This is a genomic window from Paraburkholderia terrae, assembly GCF_002902925.1.
In the GTDB taxonomy this organism is placed as follows: Bacteria; Pseudomonadota; Gammaproteobacteria; order Burkholderiales; family Burkholderiaceae; genus Paraburkholderia; species Paraburkholderia terrae.
Window position 1 is genome coordinate 1,883,258 of sequence record NZ_CP026111.1, and the last position, 18,011, is coordinate 1,901,268.

Sequence of the window (18,011 nt, forward strand, 5' to 3'; positions counted from 1 at the left end):
ATCGGTTTGCGGATCAGCGGCGCTTGCCTGTTTCGGCGGAATTCTCGTTGGCCTGCGCGTCGTTCTGTGTGCGTTCCTGATACTCGTCGCCGCCGCGCCGGTCGGTATCTTCGAGCCCGCGTTCCAGATCGCGATGCGCCTGCTTGCCGACGCCGCGCGGCTCGTGCTCCTGCTGCGAATCCGGGCTCTGATCCGCTTCATGCGGCAACGGCGCAGCCTGCTCGTTGAACGGACGTTTCAGCACGTTGGACTGATCGTTGCCTTCGGGGCGCGCGGTCTGCGCTTCGTGCTCGTCGCCCGTCGCATGTTGTTGCGATGTCTTCATGATCCTCTCCCTGATGTGCTCACGATGACGCTGATGCGTCTCGTGCTTTGCCGCTCGCTCCGTGCAAGCAGCGGTCAATCGTGCTCCGCCATATCCAGCCTGCGCCGCATGGCGGCCGTGATGCGCTGCTTCGTCTTCGCGTAGTCGGCCCACGGGTCACTTTTCAGCGCGTCTAGCCGCTCGTGCAGATTCGCGATGTTCCATTGATCGCCCGCCGTCGTGCCGGGCACTTCGTCCCATGCGAGCGGCACCGATACGCCCAGCCCCGGCCGCGCGCGCAGCGAAAATGCGCAAACGGTGCTCGACCCACGGTTGTTGCGCAGATAGTCGACAAAAATCTTGCCCTTGCGATTCTGCGCGCCCATCTTCGCGGCAAAGTGCTTCGGCAGCGCCGCCGCCATGTGCTGCGCGACGGCTTGCGTGAACGCCTTCACCTCGTCCCAGCCGAGCTGCTTCGCGATCGGCACGACGACGTGCAGTCCCTTGCCGCCGCTCGTCTTGCAAAACGACGCGAGGCCAAGTTCTTCGAGCAGTTCGCGCGTGAGCTGCGCCGCTTCGATCATCCGCTTCCAGCCGAGCGCCGGGTCCGGGTCGAGATCGAACACCATGCGGTCTGGCTTCTCGATGTTCGCGGCCACCGCGTTCCACGTATGCAGTTCGATCGTGCCCATCTGCGCGGCGCCGACCAGCGCCGCTTCGCTTTCGATGGTCAGCAGCGGCGGATGGTCCGGGTCCAGCCCCGAATGCTGCGTGATATTGGGAATCGCGAGCTTCTGGCTGTGTTTCTGAAAAAACAGTTCGCCGCCGATATCTTCCGGTGCGCGCACGAGCGCGACCGGGCGATCCTTTAGAAACGGCAGCATCCACGACGCAACCGACGCGTAGTATTCGGCGAGTTCAATCTTGCGCGCGCCGGTGCTCTTGTCGATCACGCGGTCCGGGTGCGAAATGCGCACGCCGGAAATCGTCACGGTGGCCGTCTTGCTCGTCGATTTCGTGGCCGCCTTTCCTCGCGTTTCCACGCCGCTCGTCTTCGCACGTTTCGTTGCGGGCGTTGGCTCGACATCCGCCGTCTTCGACGCGCGCTTTTTCGCCGTCGATGTCTTCGCCTGACCGGCGTTCATCTCTTCCGTCATCTGTTGCACGTCGGCTCCTTTGCTTGGCGCTTCGTGGACGATCTGCTTCGCGGGCTTGTCGCTGCGCAAGCTGACGAACGATGCCTGCCGCACGACGCCGTCGCTCGTCCATTCCGCGAAGTTGCATTCGGCGACGAGTTCCGGCTTCACCCAATGCACGGGCGTCCGGCTTCGTTCGCGCGGCTCGCTTGCGAACGGCATCTTCTGCGTTTCGCGCGCGTCGAGTTCCTGCTTGATCGAACGCAGTTTGGCCGCGTCGAAACCCGTGCCGACGCGCCCCGCGTATTGCAGCTTGCCCTTCGTGTCGTAGACGCCGAGCAGCAGCGCGCCGAATGCCTCGCGGCTGCCCGCCGGTTCCGAATAACCGCCGATCACGAATTCCTGGCGGCGCCGGCACTTGAGCTTGATCCACGCAGGCGAGCGACCCGACACGTAATAGCTGTCGCGCCGCTTGCCGATGATGCCTTCGAGCTGCATGTCGCATGCGCTCTTCAGCAACTGGTCCGCGTCGAAACCGAAGTCCTCGGAAAAGCGCAGCGTGTCGTCGTCGACGGTTTCGAGTAGCGCGTGCAGGATCGCGCGCCGCTGTTCGAGCGGCACGCCGCGCAGGTCGTAGCCGTTCAGATACGGCAGGTCGAACAGATACAACGTGATGTCCTGCGGCCGCTGTGCATCGAATGCGTTTTGCAGCGCCTGGAAGCTCGGCACGCCGTTGCTGTCGAGCACGACGGCCTCGCCGTCGAGCCACGCGCTATCCAGTCCGATGCGCGCGATCGCCTTCACCTGCTTGCTGAACTTCGCGGTCCAGTCGTTGCCTGCGCGCGTGAAGATCTTCACGGAATCTTTCGACGCGTGATCGATGCGCGCCATTACACGGTAGCCGTCGAATTTGATCTCGTAGAGCCAATCGTCGCCGGCGGGCGCGCTGTCGACGAGTATCGCCAGTTGCGGCTTGAGTGCGGCGGGAAGCTTTGCCTGGACTGCCCCTTCTATCGACGGATGACTGGCCAGTTCGCGAAGCGATTCGGCATTGCGCGTCGCGACGATGTCGGGGCGGTCGGCGGGCGTGCCTTTGGATCTGCGCGATGCGGCGGCTTTCGTCGCCTTGATCGACGCGTTGGCGCGCTCCTCTTTGCTCTTCGACTTGCCCGCGGCGGCTCTGCCGGAGCCGCTTGTGCCGTTCGTGCCGCCGCGCGCGCCCGGCGCATCCGACAGCACGCTGCCCTGCCGCTCTTCGAGCACGTCGAAATCGGCTTCGCTGCGCGCGTCGTCGTCGCGTTCCTTGATGAGCAGCCACTGCTCCTTGTCGCCGCTGCCGCGCATGTGGCTGCGCACCAGCGTCCAGCCGCCGTGCAGCTTCTCGCCGTTCAGGTGGAACTTGAGCTTGCCTGCCTTGTATGCGTCGCGCGCGCCCGCTTCGCCGCCGGTCGGTTCCCACGTGCCGCGGTCCCAGACGATCACCGAGCCCGCGCCGTAGTTGCCTTCGGGAATCGAGCCTTCGAACGAACCGTATTCGAGCGGGTGATCTTCGACATGCACGGCAAGCCGCTTGACGGACGGATCGAGGCTCGGTCCTTTCGGCACGGCCCAGGATTTGAGCGTGCCGTCGAGTTCGAGACGGAAGTCGTAATGCAGGCGTCGCGCGTCGTGTTCCTGGATCACGAACGACAAGCGGTGCTGCTTTGCGGTCTTTTTTGCGGCTGTCTTGGTAACCTTCGCGCGCGCAGCGGTCCCCGACGGCTCCGGCGTTACATCGAAGCGGCGCTTGCGCTGATAGGTATCGAGCTTGTCGGCCATGATCGGTGTGCGCTTTGCGTTGCGTGGGCTTCGTCAGCGGCGCGATCCGTGATCAGGCTGCGCGGCGCTTGCGCGCAGCCGTGCTCGTGGTTTTGCGCGCGGTTGTCTTCGCGGTTGCCCCGGTCGCGCGGCGCGCCGCTTTCTTCGCAGGTGCGCGTCGTTTCGCGGGTGCCTCTTCCTCGTCGTCCGCGTCATCGCTGGTCGCTGCGCGCGTGGCGGTCTTGCCCTTGCCGCCGCGTCCGAGGCTGCGCTTCAGCAGATCCGACAAGTCGAGAATATCCGCCGACCGACGCGCTTCGCGCGGCGTTTCGATATCCATCACTTCTTCCGTCTTACCGGCCTGCACCTTCTTGTCGACCAGCGCGAGGATGTCGTCGCGGAACGTGTCCTTGTATTCGGACGGGTCCCACGTGTCGCTCATGTCGGCGATCAGTTTTTTCGCCATGTCGAGTTCGCGCGCCGTGACGCCGGATTTCTTCGCGCTTTCGTCGGGCACCTTGAATTCATCGAATGGACGCACTTCCGAGGCCCAGCGCAGCGTGTTGAGCGCGAGCATCGGCCCAACCGGAATCAGCGCGGCCAGATGTTGCTTGTTGTGCATCACGACATTCGCGACGCCGATCTTGCCCGTCGCCTTCATCGCATCGCGCAACAACGCGTACACCTTCTCGCCCTTGCGATCGGGCGTGAGGTAGTACGGCGTGTCGAGATAGAGAAACGGGATATCGGGTGCATCGACGAACGCGAGGATGTCGACAGTCTGCGTCGACTCGGGATTCGCCGCGCGAATTTCCTCGTCGGTCAGCACGACGTAGCGATCTTTCTCGTATTCGAAGCCGCGCACGATGTTATCGCGCGTCACCTCCTTGCCCGTGCGCTTGTTGATCTGCCGATAGCCGATGGGATCGATCGAGCGCTTGTCGAGCAGGTTAAAGCCGACTTTTTCGGACTTGGTCGCCGGATACAGCTGTACCGGCACATGGACGAGACCGAAGCTGATCGCGCCTTTCCAGATCATATGAGCCATCGCGCGCTCCCGGAAGTTGAACTCCTTAAGAAGCAGCAAGCGTGCCCAGCGCCGACGCGAGCCGCTATCCACGCCGCGCTGTGCCACCAAGGGACGGTCGCAGCTACGCGACGCAATCCCGCTGTAAGTCTTGCCTCAGAGGCGGAAAAAGCTACGGATGCCGGAACGCTTTCAGTCTGCGCTATCGGCCCGCAGATTTCACTCGACCGTACATGGCACGGCCGCATAGCCACGAAAGCGCACGCGTCCGCCGCGTGTCGGCTCGCCGCTGATTCGATATGAAGGAAAGCGCCGCACGAAGCGTCCAATGGCGATGCGAGCTTCGAGGCGCGCAAGCGACAGTCCCGCGCATTGATGAATGCCGAAACCGAATGCGAGATGCCGGTTCGGTGTGCGACGGATGTCGAAGCGGTCCGGTTGCGCAAACTGTTCGGGATCACGGTTCGCCGCGCCGATGCACAGTGTGACGGGCGTGCCCGCCGCCACCGGCACGCCGCCGATTTCCGTATCGACCATCGTCATCCGGTTGCCGAGCTGGTTCGAACTCTCGAAGCGCAAGCATTCCTCTACGGCGCTTTCGATCAGCGCCGGCTCGCGCAGCAACGCATCGCGTTCGTCCGTCCATTCGCTCAACGTGACGAGGCCGTTGCCGATCAGATTGGTCGTCGTTTCATGGCCGGCGTTCAGGATGAAGATGCAGTTCTGCAGCAATTCGACTTCGGACAACTGCTCGCCATTGGCTTCACCCTCGATCAGGCGCGTGAGCACGTCGTGCTGCGGGTCGCCCGGCGCGGCGCGGCGTCGCGCGACGAGATCCTTCAGATACGCGACGAATTCCGTCACCGCGCGATTGCCGCGGTCGTGTTGCGCTGGCGTGAGCGAAGGTTCGAGCGCGCCGAGAATTGCAAGCGACCAGTCGCGCAACGGCTCGCGTTCGTCGTGCGGCACGTCGAGCAGATTGCCGATCACCTCGACAGGAATCGCCGCTGCGAAGTCGCCGATCAGATCGATCTCGCCGCGCTCAGCCGCATGATTGAGCAAGCCGTCGACGAGACGCACCAGCCCGTCCTCCATCGCGGCAATCGCGCGCGCTGTCAACGCGCCTGCGATCAGCTTGCGCACGCGTGTATGCAGCGGCGGATCGTTGAAGACGAGGCTCGTCGTGTGATGCTCGAAGAGCGGCGTCGCTCCGTACTTCGGCGCGAACTCGACTTTCTTGTCGGAACTGAACGTTTTCGGATCGCGATAGACGGCCTGCACGTCGCGATAGCGCGTGAGGAAGAGCGAACCGTCCGGCATGCGCTTGACGGGCTCGTGCGTGCGCAGCGCGTGATAGACGGGATACGGGTCCGCGTGAAACGACGCGTCGAGGTGTCGTAAATCGAACTGGCGGGCGATGTCGGCATCGTTCGACGTCGCGTTGGACGGGTGCATGGGCGTCTCCTTTTTGATCTTCGCCGCGAGCGCGGCTGAATGTTTCGAGTTGCCAGTATGAACCATGCCGACGCCGTATTGCTTGCAGGGCGTGACGTCGATGCGCGTCACGCCCGCCTCGTTATGTCACGACTTCGCTGGGAACGGCACGAACGCCTTGCTGCAATCGACAGGCGACACCTGCGCGTCCGCCGCGCGCGTCAATGTCACCCCGCTGCCCGCCTGCAACGGCAACGTCGTGCCGCCTTCGCCAATCGAGAACTGTGCGTCCGCAACGGTCATGCTGAGCGGCGTCACATCCGCGACGACGTTGTTCAGCGAGATCAGCAACGGACTGACCACAGGCGGACTCGGGAATCCAACCGTTCCCGCCGACCAGCCGGAGCCGAGTAGAACCGGACTCGCCGAATTGAAGCCCTGGAACGTGTAGTTCGATGCGTTCACGATGCGTATGCCGTCGAGCGCGATACCTTGCAGATTCGGATACAGCCCGAGGCTTTTCGTGGGACTGTAGTACGGCGAGAAAATCAGCGCCTGCGGGTTCGACGTCTGGTTGCCGGTGCGAATGCACACATTCGAATAACGGATGTTCGACACGAGGCCGCCGCGGCTCCAGTCGGACTTGATGCGCAAGCCGTTGTCCGCACCGTCGATCGTCAGGTCATACACGTTCACGTTGCTCACGCTCGGGAACACGCCGCCCACGGGCGTCACGTCCGCGTTGGCCACGCCGTTGTCCGATCCCGCCGACTCGCTGCCGATCGACATCCCATGCCCTTCGTAAAAGTGGCTGTGCGCGACGGTGATGTTGTACGTGCGGCCGTTGACGGACGCGGTGCCGCCCTTGATCGCCATGTTGTCGTCGCCCGTGCGGATCGATGTGTACGCGATGAGCATGTTGCTCGCGTCGCCCGTGAGCTTGCCAGGGTTGCCTGGATTGCTCGTGATCTGCCCTGAACTCGCGGGATCGATGCCGTCGGTGTTCTTTGCATTGACGGTGCTGTACGGCACGCCTTTGTAGTTGTTCATCGCCTCGTAGGCGGCCGTCGGTGTGTAGATCTTGACGCCCCATGCGGTGAAGCCCTGCACGCCGCTCGGCACGACGTGAAACTTCGGCGCGTTCTGCAGCGTCACGCGATACAGCGTGAAATTGCTGCCATTGTTGATCTGGATGAGACGCGGGTTGTTCTGCGACTTGTTCTGCACGACGTTCGCCTCATAGCCGATGTCCCACCAGCTCATCGCGGAGCCATCGGGGCGCTTGAGCAGATTGGGATCGTCGCGCACGCTGCTGACAAGCTGGCTGCCGCCGCGCCCGTCGATTGTGCCGTCGCCGACGACGGCGCTATTGCTCGTCTTGGCGGCCGTGATCAGCGCGTTGCAGCCGTTGTCGCTGGCAGTGATCAGGCCGCAGCTCGCCGTGCCCTGGGTCTTGTCGAACTGGCGCGGATCGCGCGATGCGAACAAGGTCACGCGCCTGTCGATCCACAGCGTGACCCCGCTCGGCAGATTCAGCGGGCCGGACAGGAACGCGTTCGCTCCATTCGCGCCGGACGTCAGGCGCACGACCTTGTTCGTCGAAAGGCCTGTGCTCGCGGCGTTCGTGCATGACGTCAGCGCGGCCTGGATGCGCGTGGTGTCGGGGGCCGTGTTGGCAGTGTCGGCGCTATCGGGCAGCAGGCCGTTCGATTGCGCTGTCAGTGTGGCGGGCAGCGTCTGACAGATTTGTGCAGAAGTTGGCAATGTCGGTTCGGGCGGCAGTGCGGCATCGAATGTCGCCGTGCCGACCTGGAAGCCCGGCGCGGGCGTGCTGCTTGCATCGCTGGCGGGGGCGGCGTCGCTGGCTGGCGTTACGTCGGAGGCCGTCTGATCGGGTGTCGTAGCGTTCGCGTCGCTCGCGCTGGAAGCCGCAGCGGGCGCAACAGCACCGCTGTTGTCCACGTTGCCGCCCGATACGTCCGACGCGGCCGGCCCCGACCCACCGCCGCAGGCCGTGAGAATCAGCGCCGTCGAAAGCGAAGCAAGCCACGCCGAGGCCGCTCGCGCGGGTCGTGTCGGCGTCGATGCAAGATGTTCGATGCGAGTGTTCATGATCGCTCTGTTTTCCCTGGAATTTTCTAAGTCGTGCAATCGCGTCAGCAGACTTCCGACAGGCGCATCACGTTCGCCCGTCATCTGACAAGCCGTGCCATTTGCCGATATGTTGTCAAACAACGCAGAGAATATTAGCGATCCGAATCAATAAAAAACCATGTAGTAAACCCCGCTTGCCCCATCCATTCATTCCGTAGTACCAAGTATTATTAGCGGGATATTTATGAGATAACCTCGATCACTACGATCGCGTTCCGTGAAACTAAAACGCACTACGCGTCGATACCATCTGCACGACGCACCACCCTCGCCTGCGCGGCCGCGTCGCACGGAACCGTTACAATGGGCGTTTCCCGTGCCTTCTTGCTGCTGCCCATTTCCCGCGTCGACATGAATCTCGTCATCCAAAGCCTCACGCCGCTTGCCGCCGAACATCACAAGCCGCTCGTCGCGCTGTCGCGCGGCTCGAAACTCACCGTGATCGATCCGTGCGCAGTGCGCATCGAAAACGCCGACCTCGGACAGCGCGCCGACCTCGACGTCTACTGCGGAACGCATGCGCTCGACTACGCGTTCGTCGAAGCGGGCCGACGTTTGACCGACTTCGGCCTCGTCGCCATGGACATGGATTCGACGCTGATCACGATCGAATGCATCGATGAAATCGCGGATTTTTGCGGTCTGAAGGCGGAAGTGGCGGCGATCACGGAAGCGTCGATGCGCGGCGAGATCAAGGACTTCAACGAGAGCCTGACGCGCCGCGTCGCGCTGCTGAAAGGCCTCGACGCAAGCGCGCTCGAAAAGGTCTACGAGCAACGTCTGCAACTGTCGCCCGGCGCAGAAAAGATGCTGGCGGGTGCAAAGGCGGCGGGCATGAAGACGCTGCTGGTATCGGGCGGCTTTACCTTCTTCACCGAGAAGCTCCAGGCGCGTCTCGGTCTCGATTTCACGCGCGCCAACACGCTGGAAATCGTCGACGGCAAGCTGACGGGCCGTGTGCTCGGCGAGATCGTCAACGCCGACGTGAAGGCGCGCACGCTGCGCGAAGCCTGCGACAAGCTCGGCATCGAGCCAACCCGCGCGATTGCGATGGGCGATGGATCGAACGATCTGAAGATGATGGCGGCGGCTGGCCTGTCCGTTGCGTTCCGCGCGAAGCCGGTTGTGCGCGAAGCGGCGAGCGTCGCATTCAATCACGTCGGACTGGATGGACTGTTGCGGCTTTTCTGACCGGACGAAAACAAAAAAGGCCCGCTCGAAACCGAGCGGGCCTTTTTGCTTCTGGCTCGACGAAGCGCTACGAGCGCTTCACGCGCGACAGGTTCAACCCAGCGCGACGAGGCAACGCTCGATATCCGCGCGCAGATCCGCTTCGTCTTCAAGACCGACGTAGAACCGCACCAGCGTGCCGCGATGCGGCCATTGCGATTCGGTGCGCATCGACGCGACGTTGTACGGCATCGCCAGACTTTGCGCGCCGCCCCAGCTCCAGCCGAGCGAGAACAGTTCCAGCGATTCGCAGAACCTGTCGATCTGTTCCGGCGTATAGCGCGCGTCGAACACGACCGAGAACAGCCCGCCCGCGCCCGTGAAGTCGCGTTCGTAGAATTCATGGCCGGGACAATCGGGCAAGGCCGGATGCAGCACCACGGCGATTTCCGGACGCGTCTTCAGCCACTTCGCTAGTTCGAGCGCGCTTTTATCGTGCTGCTCGAAACGCACTTTCATCGACGGCAGACTGCGCAGGATCAGCGAGCAATCGTCCGCCGACACGCCGATGCCCATCCGCATGCGCGCCAGCTTCAGCTTCAGATGCAGATCGCGGTCGACGGTGATCGTCGCGCCCATCAGCACGTCACTGCCGCCCGACTGGTACTTCGTGAGCGCCTGCATCGAAATATCGACGCCGTGATCGAACGGACGGAACGACAGACCCGCCGACCACGTGTTGTCGATCGCCGTGACGACGCCGCGCGCGCGGGCCACGGCCGTGATCGCGGGAATGTCGGACACTTCCATCGTCACCGAGCCGGGCGCTTCGAGCCAGATGAGCTTGGTGTTCGGCTGGATCAGGTCGGCAATGCCCGCGCCGATCATCGGATCGTAGTAGCGCGCGGTGATGCCGAAGTCCTTCGCGAGCCACTCGGCGTGATCGCGGTTCGGCGAATAGACGTTGTCGGGGATCAGCACGTCGTCGCCCGATTTCATCAGGCCGAAGTACACGTTCGAAATAGACGACAGCCCCGACGGCTGCAACAGCGCATGGTTGCCGCCTTCGAGGGCAGCAAGGCGCTGCGCGAGAGCGATCGACGTCGGCGTAGCGTGCAGGCCGTAGCGCCATTGGGCGTCGTTGCGCCAGTCGAGCGCGCGCATCGCCGCGAGGTCCGGAAAAACGACCGTCGAGGCGCGCGCGACGGGCACCGAGAACGATTCCCAACCGGGCGTCAGCTGATCGGACGGCTGGACGATGCGGGTCTGCAAGCCGTGCTTCGGAGTCTTTTGAGTCATGGTCAAAGAAAGTTGGATTCGTCAGTGATGCGCGCGGCGCCTATTCGCCGATCGTCAGATTGTTCACGCCGTTGACGGGCTGGCCGCCGGTGCGCGGCTGCGCGGGTTGCTGCGTTGGCTGTTGTGTCGGCTTCTGAGCCTGAACGGGCGCGGCCGACGGCGCTTTCTGCCCCGCTGCGAGCGGCCGCAACGAAAATTCCAGCGGATTGGAATCGTCGACGTTCATCCGTTCGCCTTCGATCGAGCCATCGGCGGCGAACTTGCCGACCCAGTTGCCCGTGATATGCGTGCCGTCATTCGACTCTTCGACTTCGAGCGTGTCGCCGTCGCGGTCGCCCGCAATCAGGATCACTTCGCCCGTGTCGGCGAACTGATATTCGCCGTGTACGCCGGAGGGATCGTCGGTTTTCGCGCCCAGCCGCAGCACGATCTGACGCGTGCCGAGCGTGCCCGCGTACTGCGGAAACTTCGCGAACTCGGGGCTGGGCTTGAGCGGCAGCTGGATCGGCGGCGGCGCCGCGAGTGCCTTGACGGCGTCGCTTTCCGCGTGAGTCGCGACGGGCATCGCCGCCGCGACAGCCAATGCCGCAGCCGCGATCATCGCGGGCCACGACGCCCTGTGTTTCGACCTGGTTTCCTGCATCCGTTGTTTCCTTTCAACCGGCTTGATGGCGTTTTGCTAACGCCTGATACCTCGATAACCCGCTTCGACCGGTTATACCGCAAGTTCGTTCAGAGACGGAGCGGCGGAACACCACGTCGCCGCCCCCGTCCCGTCTCTCGAACGGATCAGATCCGCTCGAAGATCGCTGCAATGCCCTGCCCGCCGCCGATGCACATCGTCACGAGCGCATAACGGCCGCCGATACGCTGCAACTCGTACAGCGCCTTGACGGTGATGAGCGCGCCCGTCGCGCCGATCGGATGGCCGAGCGAAATGCCCGAGCCGTTCGGGTTCACCTTCGCGGGATCGAGGCCCAGCTCCTTGCTGACGGCGCAGGCTTGCGCCGCAAACGCTTCGTTCGCTTCGATCACGTCGAGATCGCCGACCTTCAGGCCGGCGCGCTCCAGCGCCTTCTGCGTCGCCGGCACGGGGCCGATGCCCATGTAGTTCGGGTCGACGCCCGCATGCGCGTACGCGACCAGCCGGCCGAGCGGCTTCGCGCCGCGCTTCTCGGCGACGCTGCGCTCCATCAGCACGACGGCCGCTGCCGCGTCGTTGATGCCCGAGGCATTGCCTGCCGTGACCGTGCCGTTTTCTTTCGCGAACACGGCCTTCAGTTTTGCGAAGTCGTCGGCCGTCGCGTTCATGCGGACGTGCTCGTCCGTGTCGAAGACGGTGTCGCCTTTCTTCGACGCGATCGTGATGGGGAGAATCTGTTCCTTGAAGTAGCCGCTTTCGATCGCCTTCGCCGCGCGGCGGTGCGATTCGAGCGCGAGCGCGTCCTGCACGTCGCGCGAGATGTCGTATTTCTTCGCGACGTTCTCGGCCGTTACGCCCATGTGGATCGTCTGAAACGGGTCGTGCAGCGCGCCGAGCATCATGTCGACGATGCTCGCGTTGCCCATGCGCTGGCCGAAGCGCGCCGACGGCATGATGTACGGCGCGCGGCTCATGCTTTCCGCGCCGCCGCCGATCGCGATATCCGCGTCGCCGAGCAACACGGATTGCGCCGCCGATACGATTGCCTGCAGGCCCGAGCCGCACAGCCGGTTCACGGTCAGCGCGGGCGCATGCTGCGCGACGCCGCCGTTGAGCGCCGCGACACGCGCGAGGTACATGTCCTTCGGCTCGGTATGGATGACGTTGCCGAACACGACATGGCCGACTTCGTCGCCGGAAACGCTTGCACGCGACAACGCCTCGCGCACCACGCGCGCGCCGAGATCCGTCGGCGCGAAGTCTTTGAGGCTGCCGCCGAAGTCGCCGATTGCCGTGCGCACGCCGCTCACTACCACCACTTCACGTTGCATCGCTTGCTCCTCTCTGTTGTCTCAGATGAATGTCACGCGCCTCGTTGAAGACGCGCATGACCTTGCCTTGCTGAACATACCCGAGTTGCCGGATTTCCGCGCTGAATCTGACGCCATTGTGCTGCGGTGCTGGCGAACTGCGCGCTTCAGTGTGCGCTCAGGCGCCGAGAAGCTGTTCGACCGTCGCGCGATCGGGAATCGGCGCGACGGCGCCGAAGCCTTGCGTCGACAGCGCGGCCGCGACGTTCGCGTAGCGCGCCGCCTGGAACGGATCGTCGCCTGCGGCGATGCGCGCGATGAACGCGCCGCCGAAGCAGTCGCCCGCGCCCGTCGCATCGACGGCGTTGACGACGTGACCGGGCACGACGCGGCGCTCGTCAGGCGTCGCGATATACGAGCCTTCCTTGCCGAGTTTCAGCGCGACGACACGCGGCCCTTGGGCGAGCAGAAAATCGACGATGTCGTCGCGTTCCGTCAAACCCGTCAGTTCGGTGACGTCGTCCCAGCTGGGCAGGCAGATATCCGTCTGGCGGATCGCTTCGAGCATCACGGCGCGCGCCCGCGCGAGCGGCCACAGCTTGAGGCGCAAGTTCGTGTCGAAGCTCACGAGCACGTTGTTCGCGCGCGCGTGAGTGATCGCGGCGAACGCGGCATCGCAGGCGCTCACGCTGATCGCGAGACTGATGCCGGACAGATGGATCACCTTCGCGGCGGCGATCGCGTCGAGCGGCAGATCGCGCGGCGCGTAGCGGCTCGCAGCGGAACCCGCGCGCAGATAGTCGAACTGATGGCCGGACGGACCGTGCGACACGAAATACACGCCCGTCGGCGCCTGATCGTCGACGCGCACGAGCGAGGTATCGACCTGCTCGCGCTGCCACAGATCGAGGAGCAAACGCCCGAACGGGTCATTGCCGACAGCCGATACGAAACCCGTCGACGCGCCCTGCCGCGCGGCCGCGATGCAGAAGTTAGACGTGTCGCCGCCGAAGCCTTGCAGGTACGTGGGCTGGTCTTTGCCGGACTGGTTAAATTCGACCATTGCCTCGCCTAGCGCGAGGATGGACGGTGTGTTCGAGAGCATCGCTTAGACCTCGCCCCACAGATCGTGGCCGTCAGCACCCGTGATCTTCACCGAAACGAAATCGCCGACCTTGTAGCGCTTCGACGCCTTGGTCGCTGGCGCGATATAGACCACACCGTCGATCTCCGGCGCATCCGCCGCCGTGCGGCCGATGCCGCCATCGGCATTGATTTCGTCGACCAGCACCTTCAGCGTCTTACCGACCTTGCGCGCGATGCGCTTCGCCGATACTTCTTCCGCGACTTCCATGAAACGCGCGCGGCGCGCCTCGCGGACTTCATCGGGCAGTGCGCCGTCGAGTTCGTTCGCACCCGCCCCTTCGACAGGCGAATACGCGAAACAGCCGACGCGATCCAGTTCCGCCTCGCGGATGAAGTCGAGCAGCGTTTCGAACTGCTCGTCCGTCTCGCCTGGGAAACCCGCGATAAACGTGCTGCGGATGGTCAGGTCCGGGCAGATCTCGCGCCATGCGCGCACGCGCTCGAGCACTTTCTCGGCGTTTGCAGGACGCTTCATGCGCTTGAGCACTTCGGGATGCGCGTGTTGGAACGGCACGTCGAGATACGGCAGCACGTGGCCCTTCAGCGGGCCTTCCGCCATCATCGGAATCACTTCGTCGACGCTCGGATACGGATACACGTAATGCAGACGCACCCATGCGCCGTACTGCGCGGCGAGTTCGCCGAGCGCGCCGACGAGGTCCGTCATGCGCGTCTTGATCGGCTTGCCGTTCCAGAAGCCGGTGCGGTACTTGACGTCGACGCCGTACGCGCTCGTGTCCTGCGAGATCACGAGCAGTTCCTTCACGCCCGACTTGAACAGGTTCTCCGCTTCGAGCATGACTTCGGCGACGGGACGCGACACGAGGTCGCCACGCATCGACGGGATGATGCAGAACGTGCAGCGGTGATTACAGCCTTCGGAAATCTTCAGATACGCATAGTGACGCGGCGTGAGTTTGACGCCCGCGGCGGGCACGAGATCGACGAACGGATCGTGCGGTTTCGGCAGGTGGCTATGCACGGCCTGCATCACTTCGCCGAGCGCATGCGGGCCCGTCACGGCGAGCACCTTCGGATGCACTTCCTCGATCAGGTTCGAGCCGCTCGCGCTCTGCTTTGCGCCGAGGCAGCCGGTGACGATCACTTTGCCGTTTTCCGTGAGCGCTTCGCCGATGGCATCGAGGCTTTCCTGGACGGCTTCGTCGATGAAGCCGCAGGTGTTGACGACGACGAGGTCCGCGCCGTCATAGGTGCCGGAGATTTCGTAGCCCTCCGCGCGCAGTTGCGTGATGATCTGTTCGGAGTCGACGAGGGCTTTCGGGCATCCGAGGGAAACGAACCCGACCTTCGGAATCGAAGCGGTCGGCGCGGCGGGGGTCGAAGTCTGCGACATAGAAAATGGTCCGGCGAGAGCGATGAGTGACGCGATATATGAGGGCTTGGGCGTGCCGCCCGGGCGCCGGAATCGCGGCAAACGTGGGCGCACCGTGCGACGGTGTCCTCGTGGCGAGGACCGTCGCGAAATGGGGCCATGTGGATCTTGTGGGAAGTCGGTTGGGCCCGCACAAGCAACCTCGGATTATACCGTGAGAGGGATGTGCAAGCGGTGCTCGACGGGCCGGAAGCATGATGCGGCGCTAACTCAAGCAACGGGGGCAATGATCCGCACAGACACAGACTGTAGTCTATCGCCGTAGCGCCCGGCAGGAATCGCTATGCAGCGCGTTCCCAACTCAGGTTGAAAATGGTCGGTCGCAGGCTGGACCTTGACGGGCGGGACGACGAATAATGCCGCCGACGAACGCCTCTCGTGATGATCGACGACGCCGATGCTCCACCGCGTATCCGACTTGAACTGAAGTTGCTTCAAGCGCTTTGCATATCGCCGGCGAATGACCAGATCGCGACCATTGACGTGGACGCCTGTCACGCGCCCGAAGCAGTATGCCGACGAGGCCATCGGAAACAGAAGCGCACTTGACAGGACGTCTGTCAATTGAAGTCCAACGTGGTTATTGCTGATCCCGAACGTGGGCAATTCAAGCAGGCGGTCGAATGGATCGCCCCTGGCACGGTACTTCTGCGTAAAGATGGAATGCGCGACCTGATCGTTCAGTTGCGTCGTCCGGAAATCCGCCACCATGAGGCCGCGCGCCCTCCGTTGTTCAAGGAAAGATTGAAACCCGCTACACGCGTATTGGACCGAGCGCGTGTAAGTTTCACGCGCCCTGAACGGGGTAGCGATGCCTTTGATCCAGACGGTACCTAGAACGTGGCATTGAAAATTCTCAAGCAGGGCCAACGTGTCGTCGATGAATCTGAACTCGGTCTTGGCTTGATGACCGCGCTTTCGAATTGCCCTTCGCAAGTCGGACCCTTTGATCTCTTCGCGGACATCATCAAGCGGATGGGGTGATTTAAGTAAACCGGGGAAATATGTCCGCTTTAATGTCAGAAAGTCGTGCGTTATATCAGCAAGCGCCTCCTGATGGATTATCAGGCCGGCAATGACGAGCAATGGTTGGATATTAGTTTTTCCTGCTGGAAGAAGAGCGCTGCATCCTGCTTCGTCGATATAGCAGATGTATGACAATGCGACCTCCTCGCAAAATGAAAACAGCCGCTTGAGCGGCTGTTTGGCGGCCTTGGGCCGTATTTGTCGCCGAGGATTATCCCCGTTCGACGAGCGATTCAAGCTAGGCCTGAACGTGGAATGATATTAAATGCGCCGTGTTGCTTATGTCAACACCAGAGATTCTGAAAATTCCATACAGAAAATTAGGGAATTCCATTAAACGAAGATGAACACCGGATAAACCACGAACACTAATCTGCGCACCCAAAAATTCTCAAACCCGTCTTACTAATTTCGGATTAGTTGGATATTTGTGCCGGTAAATAATCAATCAAATGGACAAGGCGCAGCCCGTGCCGCCGGATGACGGGCGAATCCGACGCGTCCGCTCCCGAGAGTCACGCATGGGACGGAACAAGCCGGAAACCAGCGCCGTCTGCAACGAAGACACTTCCACAGCGACTGGCCGCCCGGCGCGACGCCGGGCGATCTCTTGCCGCTTTCGTTCCCTCGAACGACGCTCTTCGCCCTACTTCTTCTCCGGCTCCGGATTCCCTTGCGGCGTGGGCTGCGTAAACGGGAACGTGCTGAACATCGTCTTCGCCTGGTTCTGCATTTGCTCCTGCATCTGCACGAACATGTTCTTCGACTGCTCGATATAGCTGGTCATCATCCCCTGCATCATCGGGGCTTGCATGTTCATGAACTGCGACCAGACCTCCGGATTCATCGTCTTGCCCTCGTACAGGCCCTTCGACTGATCCGCGAGTTTGCTCTGAATGTCGATGAACGCCTGGATGTTCTTTTCCAGGTACGTGCCCATCATGCCCTGCATCGCGTGCCCGTAGAAGCGGATGATCTGCGACAGCATGATCGACGAGAACATCGGCAGGCCGCCGCTCTCCTCTTCGAGAATGATCTGAAGCAGGATGCTGCGCGTCAGGTCTTCGTTGCTCTTGGCATCGATGACCTTGAAATCCTCCTGATCCAGCACGAGCTGCTTCACATCGGTCAACGTGATGTAAGTGCTGGTCTCTGTATCGTACAGTCGACGGTTCGGATATTTCTTAATGAGTCGTTCGGCTGTTTTCTTTGTAGTAGTGGTCATGTAACGCCTTTGAGCGCGAATGAAGCGCAGAAACGGCGTCCTGTCGCACGCACAGCGAAACGCTGCGCGTACGAGACGCCGCCAGAAACATCTGAACCATGTAACGTCCCGCTTCGTTCTCGCTGCGACAAAACAGGACGCTCACGGATCAGCCCATATGCAGGCCGCCGTTCAGCGAGAAGTCAGCCCCCGTCGAGAAGCCCGACTCGTCCGACGCCAGCCATGCAACGATCGACCCGATTTCATCCGGCGTGCCCAGACGGCGCACCGGAATCGTCGCGACGATCTTTTCCAGCACATCGGCGCGAATCGATTTCACCATGTCCGTGCCGATATAGCCCGGCGAAACGGTGTTGACCGTCACGCCCTTGGTGGCCACTTCCTGCGCGAGCGCCATCGTGAAACCGTGAATCCCCGCCTTCGCGGTCGAATAGTTCGTTTGACCGAACTGGCCTTTCTGGCCGTTCACCGACGAGATGTTGATCACGCGGCCAAAGCCACGCTCGACCATGCCGTCGATCACCTGTTTCGTCACGTTGAAAAGGCTGGTCAGGTTCGTGTCGATCACGGCCGTCCAGTCTTCATGCGTCATCTTGCGGAACACGACGTCGCGCGTGATGCCCGCATTGTTCACCAGTATGTCGATTTCACCGACCTCGGCCTTGACCTTGTCGAACGCGAGCTTGGTCGACTCCCAGTCGCCCACGTTGCCTTCCGACGCAACGAAGTCGAAGCCCAGAGCCTTCTGATCTTCGAGCCATTTCACGCGACGCGGGGAATTCGGGCCGCAGCCTGCGACCACCTTGTAGCCATCCTTCAGCAGACGCTGGCAAATGCTCGTGCCGATGCCACCCATGCCGCCCGTTACGTACGCAATTCGTTGTGACATAACACACACTCCATTATCGTTTTACGAGACGCCAGCCGCCTCGTGCTTCGCCTTCCAA

At 62.5% G+C, this 18,011-nt stretch carries 14 protein-coding genes; 1 reads left to right on the forward strand and 13 read right to left on the reverse strand.

Annotation, left to right across the window (positions count from 1 at the left end; translation table 11 throughout):
- Positions 1-13: 13 nt before the first annotated feature.
- The 5 genes from C2L65_RS08415 to C2L65_RS08435 all read right to left on the reverse strand — a co-directional run bounded on the left by C2L65_RS08415 (position 14) and on the right by C2L65_RS08435 (position 7,810).
- Positions 14-325 (reverse strand): hypothetical protein, encoded by a 312-nt coding sequence (locus tag C2L65_RS08415; protein ID WP_042312229.1) that lies wholly within the window; start codon positions 323-325, stop codon positions 14-16.
- A gap of 74 nt (positions 326-399) precedes the next feature.
- Complete coding sequence (gene ligD, locus C2L65_RS08420; RefSeq protein WP_042312227.1) at positions 400-3,258, reverse strand: DNA ligase D; 2,859 nt, start codon at positions 3,256-3,258, stop codon at positions 400-402.
- Between the two features lie 52 nt (positions 3,259-3,310).
- The gene (gene ku, locus C2L65_RS08425) at positions 3,311-4,285 is read right to left on the reverse strand and encodes a non-homologous end joining protein Ku (protein WP_042312224.1); all 975 of its coding nucleotides are present in this window, start codon (positions 4,283-4,285) and stop codon (positions 3,311-3,313) included.
- Positions 4,286-4,483: 198 nt separating this feature from the next.
- Positions 4,484-5,719 carry a cytochrome P450 gene (locus C2L65_RS08430; RefSeq protein WP_042312294.1) on the reverse strand — a complete coding sequence of 412 codons (1,236 nt, stop codon included), beginning with the start codon at positions 5,717-5,719 and terminating at the stop codon, positions 4,484-4,486.
- Positions 5,720-5,845: 126 nt separating this feature from the next.
- Positions 5,846-7,810, reverse strand: a complete 1,965-nt coding sequence (locus C2L65_RS08435) for a glycoside hydrolase family 28 protein (RefSeq protein ID WP_042312221.1) — start codon at positions 7,808-7,810, stop codon at positions 5,846-5,848.
- 393 nt (positions 7,811-8,203) lie between these two features.
- Here C2L65_RS08435 and serB point away from each other — a divergent pair, with 393 nt between their 5' ends.
- A complete protein-coding gene (gene serB / locus C2L65_RS08440) occupies positions 8,204-9,043 on the forward strand; it encodes a phosphoserine phosphatase SerB (protein WP_042312292.1) in 840 nt (279 codons plus the stop codon).
- Between the two features lie 93 nt (positions 9,044-9,136).
- Here the strand turns inward: serB and C2L65_RS08445 are convergent, their stop codons facing one another.
- From C2L65_RS08445 to C2L65_RS08480, 8 genes are all read right to left on the reverse strand, one after another.
- Positions 9,137-10,321: a cystathionine beta-lyase gene (locus C2L65_RS08445; protein WP_042312218.1), complete on the reverse strand. Its 1,185-nt coding sequence runs from the start codon at positions 10,319-10,321 to the stop codon at positions 9,137-9,139.
- A gap of 40 nt (positions 10,322-10,361) precedes the next feature.
- The gene (locus tag C2L65_RS08450) at positions 10,362-10,964 is read right to left on the reverse strand and encodes a hypothetical protein (RefSeq protein WP_042312216.1); all 603 of its coding nucleotides are present in this window, start codon (positions 10,962-10,964) and stop codon (positions 10,362-10,364) included.
- Between the two features lie 146 nt (positions 10,965-11,110).
- Positions 11,111-12,295, reverse strand: a complete 1,185-nt coding sequence (gene bktB / locus C2L65_RS08455; RefSeq protein ID WP_042312215.1) for a beta-ketothiolase BktB — start codon at positions 12,293-12,295, stop codon at positions 11,111-11,113.
- Between the two features lie 157 nt (positions 12,296-12,452).
- Positions 12,453-13,379 carry a sugar kinase gene (locus C2L65_RS08460; RefSeq protein ID WP_042312212.1) on the reverse strand — a complete coding sequence of 309 codons (927 nt, stop codon included), beginning with the start codon at positions 13,377-13,379 and terminating at the stop codon, positions 12,453-12,455.
- 3 nt (positions 13,380-13,382) lie between these two features.
- Positions 13,383-14,774 (reverse strand): 30S ribosomal protein S12 methylthiotransferase RimO, encoded by a 1,392-nt coding sequence (gene rimO / locus C2L65_RS08465; protein ID WP_042312210.1) that lies wholly within the window; start codon positions 14,772-14,774, stop codon positions 13,383-13,385.
- Between the two features lie 249 nt (positions 14,775-15,023).
- Complete coding sequence (locus tag C2L65_RS08470; RefSeq protein WP_081921244.1) at positions 15,024-15,974, reverse strand: DUF3800 domain-containing protein; 951 nt, start codon at positions 15,972-15,974, stop codon at positions 15,024-15,026.
- Positions 15,975-16,485: 511 nt separating this feature from the next.
- On the reverse strand, positions 16,486-17,064 hold the full coding sequence (gene phaR, locus C2L65_RS08475; RefSeq protein ID WP_007742570.1) for a polyhydroxyalkanoate synthesis repressor PhaR: 579 nt from the start codon (positions 17,062-17,064) through the stop codon (positions 16,486-16,488).
- 148 nt (positions 17,065-17,212) lie between these two features.
- A complete protein-coding gene (locus tag C2L65_RS08480; RefSeq protein ID WP_007586437.1) occupies positions 17,213-17,953 on the reverse strand; it encodes a 3-ketoacyl-ACP reductase in 741 nt (246 codons plus the stop codon).
- Positions 17,954-18,011 lie beyond the last annotated feature (58 nt).

Bases quoted from the DNA above. Each gene is read 5' to 3' on its own strand.
- C2L65_RS08415 (WP_042312229.1), bottom strand. From the start codon at position 325: ATGAAGACATCGCAACAACATGCGACGGGCGACGAGCACGAAGCGCAG.
- C2L65_RS08460 (WP_042312212.1), bottom strand. From the start codon at position 13,379: ATGCTCTCGAACACACCGTCCATCCTCGCGCTAGGCGAGGCAATGGTC.
- phaR (WP_007742570.1), bottom strand. From the start codon at position 17,064: ATGACCACTACTACAAAGAAAACAGCCGAACGACTCATTAAGAAATAT.
- C2L65_RS08480 (WP_007586437.1), bottom strand. From the start codon at position 17,953: ATGTCACAACGAATTGCGTACGTAACGGGCGGCATGGGTGGCATCGGC.
- C2L65_RS08445 (WP_042312218.1), bottom strand. From the start codon at position 10,321: ATGACTCAAAAGACTCCGAAGCACGGCTTGCAGACCCGCATCGTCCAG.
- ku (WP_042312224.1), bottom strand. From the start codon at position 4,285: ATGGCTCATATGATCTGGAAAGGCGCGATCAGCTTCGGTCTCGTCCAT.
- ligD (WP_042312227.1), bottom strand. From the start codon at position 3,258: ATGGCCGACAAGCTCGATACCTATCAGCGCAAGCGCCGCTTCGATGTA.
- serB (WP_042312292.1), top strand. From the start codon at position 8,204: ATGAATCTCGTCATCCAAAGCCTCACGCCGCTTGCCGCCGAACATCAC.
- rimO (WP_042312210.1), bottom strand. From the start codon at position 14,774: ATGTCGCAGACTTCGACCCCCGCCGCGCCGACCGCTTCGATTCCGAAG.
- C2L65_RS08450 (WP_042312216.1), bottom strand. From the start codon at position 10,964: ATGCAGGAAACCAGGTCGAAACACAGGGCGTCGTGGCCCGCGATGATC.
- bktB (WP_042312215.1), bottom strand. From the start codon at position 12,295: ATGCAACGTGAAGTGGTGGTAGTGAGCGGCGTGCGCACGGCAATCGGC.
- C2L65_RS08435 (WP_042312221.1), bottom strand. From the start codon at position 7,810: ATGAACACTCGCATCGAACATCTTGCATCGACGCCGACACGACCCGCG.
- C2L65_RS08430 (WP_042312294.1), bottom strand. From the start codon at position 5,719: ATGCACCCGTCCAACGCGACGTCGAACGATGCCGACATCGCCCGCCAG.